This is a genomic window from Oribacterium sp. P6A1 (genome assembly GCF_000702885.1).
In the GTDB taxonomy this organism is placed as follows: domain Bacteria; phylum Bacillota; class Clostridia; order Lachnospirales; family Lachnospiraceae; genus Oribacterium.
In genome coordinates this window covers 1-5,459 of the sequence record NZ_JNKO01000061.1, presented here as the reverse complement: position 1 = coordinate 5,459, position 5,459 = coordinate 1, and the positions used below count along the sequence as shown (strand labels likewise).

Annotated in this window: 4 protein-coding genes; all 4 read right to left on the bottom strand. The window is 30.6% G+C overall.

What is annotated here, in order from left to right; translation table 11 throughout:
• Positions 1–154: 154 nt before the first annotated feature.
• Entirely contained in the window at positions 155–1,627 is a 1,473-nt protein-coding gene (locus tag T515_RS15705; RefSeq protein WP_036613326.1) for a hypothetical protein, read from the bottom strand.
• 788 nt (positions 1,628–2,415) lie between these two features.
• Complete coding sequence (locus T515_RS15700) at positions 2,416–4,422, bottom strand: hypothetical protein (RefSeq protein ID WP_051671817.1); 2,007 nt, start codon at positions 4,420–4,422, stop codon at positions 2,416–2,418.
• 22 nt (positions 4,423–4,444) lie between these two features.
• The gene (locus T515_RS15695) at positions 4,445–4,966 is read right to left on the bottom strand and encodes a hypothetical protein (RefSeq protein WP_036613324.1); all 522 of its coding nucleotides are present in this window, start codon (positions 4,964–4,966) and stop codon (positions 4,445–4,447) included.
• Between the two features lie 89 nt (positions 4,967–5,055).
• Positions 5,056–5,459, bottom strand: a 404-nt coding sequence (locus tag T515_RS17730; protein WP_036613322.1) for a hypothetical protein, incomplete at its 5' end; no start/stop codon positions are given.

Below are 5,459 nucleotides of genomic sequence, written 5' to 3'. Positions count from 1 at the left end.
CGAAGTGGAGCAAAGCTCCCTTGACATGCATATGTCACGCAACTAAACTTCCGAAAAAGAATCAATGGTTACCCACTATTTTTGACGAATAACCAAAAGATTAATATTGCTTGTTATGTTGTTATGCCAAATTTAAAAACGTCTGACTATTATGTCAGACGCATTCTTTCATAATTTGTTTAATCTTATTTTTGATACTTCTTTCATATGATTCATAAATTTGATTTAATCCATTTTTGCTAGTAACATTCTCATACGTGTAATCATACCATCTCTCTGGTTTATCTAATTGTGATATTAATTCAGGCAATATGCTTGTATTCTGTAAAACCATGCATTCTATCGCTCTTAAAGAAATTATTTTTATATGAGAACATATATATCCTTTATCTCCATCAGATAAATGTATCTTTTTTTCCATTATCTCAAAAACCTTATCATACACTCTTTTTCGCGATACTACTGCGTCTTCAAGAACAACCACAATTCCAAATATTTGCGTCTTTGTGTACTCCTTATCCAACAGAAACAGTCCTTGCAAATAATTCTGAATTTGATTGTAAATTTGAATGACATCTTCAGCATAAATATCAATATCCTTTGTAATCTCTTTTGCATCAAATTTTCTTAGTTTCAAACTTGGTGTTATAGCTTTAGTATCATAAAATACTATATTATCGCCTTCAGCCGTAATAACATCTGGAGATAGCATTATATCTTTTCCTTTATTATATTTTATTTCTGAAGAAATCCAGGTGGCAGTATCAAGTTGGCTCAATATATCATAAAGATAATTCTCTATCACTTCTTTACCAATCAATCTCCTTAATTCAATGTCATTATACGTAATTCGATTTAGCATAGACTCAGTTACAGCGTTTATTACTAAATATGGCGATGGTGCATATATAAAATCTACCCCTGAAATAAATGGATATACATATTGAATCTTTAAACCATAGTATTGATCTATAACGTTATCCTTGTATAATGATGCTAATTTCTTCTTATACTCCTCTTTTTCTATACAAAGCTCTTTAAAAACAGCATTATCCGAAAAAGCTATTCTTGAAAGCTTTAGAATATCAACTTTCAAAAGCTTATTCTGTGCCTCTTTACTAAACGACAAGAAAACGAGGAAAGCAAATACTTCAAATCGTTCATAGTCTACCCCAATTTTTTTATAAAATATTTTTTTCATATCTACTTTCTCATTTTGGAAAGTAAAAAAATAATGATATCTAAAAAGTTTTTGTAAAAATACTCCTTGAACCGGGAATTGTTGTAGTGCCGAAATCATCATAAATATTTCAGGATACCTTCCATCCTGCTCCGCAGTAGTTAAGCCACTATGCCAATAGTTTCTTATTAGAGTTATTATTTCTCCAAAAGTTTTGATATCCAAAGCCTCTGTAGCATTATCGTCATCGTAAACAATTGAATATGCTGCAAAAGCTTCTATTTCCCAAGGCATTATATTTTCATTATATGCCTTCACAAAATCGACTTCTGATAATGACATAATTCGACTTGAATATTTCTGGCAAATCATCAATTTACTATCAAGCGTATATTTGTTAAGCTTTTTTAAAAAATCCAAACTATTATGAGTTAAATTCTCTTCCATGTTTCCTCTATATGCAAATCTAAATAATAATTAGTTCAAATATCAACTCTAATTATTTATTTGACTTTTAACTAACCATCATCATGAACAATATTTCCAACTTCACCACTATAAAGATACTATAAATCAGGCACCGTCCTAGAGACATTCTTAAAGCATCGATATTATCATCCCTTGTTCAACTACTATATTACAATAAAAACACATCGATTATATCACTAATAATATAATTAAGATTAGAGACATTCACAAAAAGCATCAACGTATATACCATGTTTGTAGAAGAAGCACTTGCAAAACCAATAAATCATATTGGTGGTTTTATATGCTACTATTACCTTGGATAGAAATTCTATAGCAAAACTGCCATGTGTTAACACTGAGGTGTAGTAAAAAAACTTTTAGAATACAGAATAGCACATGGTTGGACACCAGAATATACTCTCACGAAACCAATACGACAAATCAAAAAGCCTGCTGAAGATTAAAATCTTCAGCAGGTGTCTTTTTTGACAAGCTGATACATATTATTAGTAGAATTATTCTTCATCGTCCATATTATCCTCTATTACCTTTATTCTAAAAAGAATCATATATAGAGATAATAAAGTGACTTTAAATGCATATCTTAGTTGGCCACCTTGTAGATAATTACGGCCGTGAACGCATTCATTTCTTATATTCAAAGAATTTCCATTATACATAAAATGATAAACAAACAACAAATCTGACGCATTTTCAAAACTTCCTAGTTCACTATATATCTCTTCAAGTAATTCTCTCAATACCTAACTAGGATCTTTTAATTTCATAAATTCTGAAGCCTTTTCTTTAAAAGGCACTATGCCAAACATTTTGCCAAGTTTTCTAACTTGAATTTCAAGCAATGGAAATAATTGCGTAAGATGTCCTAATTGAATCTCTTCTTCAAGCGATATTAGTTTTATATTTAAAATTTCTTCAATCAACCCATACAATTTCTTCTCTTCATGAAACATTGGAATTGTTATAGCTGCATTCTGTCTATATCTTTCATGAATCCCCGACACATATATTTCAGTATCTAGTCGATTCAAAAACTTATACCCATATTTGTCCTTTATTTCTTCTATCTGCTTTTTTAATAATATATCTATATCATGATTATCAAAATCCACCTCAGCTCCCTCTAATGGATATATTGGACTAAGTACCATTTTTTTGAACATATATGCAACTGCATGTTCAGATATTAATCTCATAACTTCAATCATATCATCGGTGCTTGATAATAGGCATTTTTGCGAAACTAAAATAGGATTTGCCAGAACAAAATCATTGAACATATTTATATCTTTTGACGCAACAGATGTACTATATTTGAATTCCAGAAGATTTTTACATTGTTCTTCATAAACATTGTTTTGCCAATACTCTTGTAGACCAATCATATCTCTTTTGACAATTCGTCGATCTACATTCTGATTAGTTTGATTTACTTCAATCAAAAACAACATTGCCTGATAAAATAAAGTTGGAATAAGCTGATGTCTAGGAGTGTTCAGCATTTTTAAAAACTTCGGCATAACCATATCATAGTATTCCTGAGTAATATTCTTAGCTATATCGCTATTGCTAAAATAATCATTTAAATAATGAATATCCTCAATATCCTTTATGCTCTTATATCGCTCAATAATATACTTTTTTACCGCAATGATTTGTTCTTTCGACATTGGAATACAGTCGTCTTTAAATCGCAAAAGCAAGGTCATGGTTTCAACCTTCTGAACACATTTAATTAATTCCAAAACATCGCCATTTTTCTCTATCGATTTCATTGCTCCATCCATAAACATAGAGGCAATAACAGTATAAGAAGATGAAGAATAGACATTATAATCATCACCGTCTTCTATTAACTCTTTTAGCAATCGACAATGTGTATCAACTACAATCTTACTTGGAATAACACTGTTCCTGATATAGTCAATTGATTCCAATACAAAGTCCGCAGCTGGATTATTGAAAAAAAACTTTAACTGAGTAATTAGATTACTTGTCCAAGTTGTATAATCTGGAACAATCATATTTCCCATAGTACAAGTGGATGAAATAGTACGTTTCTTTATTGAGATTGCAAGCATATCTAATAAGGTATCTTCCTGCCAAGTTAGAAATGGTTGCTTCTGTACCATTTGATAATTAAAAGCATTTGCTGATACTAGATTTTGCTCATACTTTTCAAAGAATCCCTCACTAAGACCGTAAGGCACCTTTCTCAGATTATCGATTATACATTTTTGAGAAGCATCAAATCCTTCAACCTTTATAGCGTCAAGATAACGTATTATACTGTCCTCTTCAGTAGTATACGATTGCATATTTATAGCTTGAAATAGATTTTTCTGAGTCAAGAAACGCATATCCGTAATGTAGTTAGTTTCATTATCAGAATTTTCTATTTTCGTAAGCCATACAACCACGAATAATATTTTACCGATGTTTGTTGTAATGTTCTCAATCGCACTATCAACTGTCATTGCCCCAATGCTAAATCGTGAAATATTATAGATATCACTTAATACAGGCTTACTAATATCGAACTGTCTATCTGATACCTCTAGTATTTTTAAAAAATAACCTATTAGTCTTCTCAGTGGAGCATTTTTCTGTTGAAACTCAAAATTTGTAGAAATATCATCCAAATCGTAGTCATTCTCAATAATTTCTATAAACCACTGCCACTCTTGACTCTTTGCTAGTATTCCATCAATATACTTCACTTCTATCTCATGTTCTAAGTAGTTCTTCATACATTTCCCTCTATAACATGCCCTATCTTTTTCTTAACCCCAGGTACACTTCTATTTTGTCAGCTGTATTTGACAATTCACTAAGAACAAATTTCTTAACTGTATCATAATCTGTTTGAAAGTATTTCTGAGCAAGCCCTTTTATAGGATCTGACAAAACTAGTTCATCCATCTTTAATGCAACACCTAATTTATAATGAGCCAACGAATTTCTAAATTCTTGAGATATGTATTGATCAGACATAGAAAAATCGATATTATATTCATCATGAATCTGACCAAGTATATTCTCCATGTAATAATAGCAAAGATACTCCATTCTTAGCTTTGTAGAAAATTCTTCGATGATTATTTCTTCTATCCCATGTAGAACAAAGTTTATATTACATAAACATGCAAACAATACTTGCTTTATCGAGAAGTCGTTTCCAAAAGGTATTTTTACAAAGCCTCCATAATCTTTATAAGAATATTTCTGATTTTTGACCGAATAGCCATCACGAATATCGAATGCAGAAATATATCTTCCAGCAAATTCAGCCATTTTCTTAATATTCTTTCCATTAAGAGTTTTAAGATTAAAATCTGGAATGTAGCAAGCATCTAAAATGGTATTTCCACAATTGTAATCATCTAAAAAAATACTCCTATTGTGTCATAATGATGCAAATATTTTGTTATTTTTTTACACAAGCCTCCAAAATACACTTCACTCTCTAGATATCTTTCATATAGCAAATCATATAGTTCTTCGAGTCCATATCCCCACATCTTTGCAGCGCTTCGCATAATTTCATAATATATCTCTTGCTCATGATTAAATAACGGAATATTGATTTTGTTTTTTGATGAATTATTATATGCCTTAATCCAATCTTCTGCTCCATCAATAATTAGTCCAATATACGGACTTAGTTCAATCCAATATGTTGCCATGATTTTGTTTCTATTGGCAACCAAGGTATACAAAAATCTCATATCATCTTGTATTAATTCAACCGCCGCAAGCTGAACAGGATTTAGATTTGTTTTTTTTT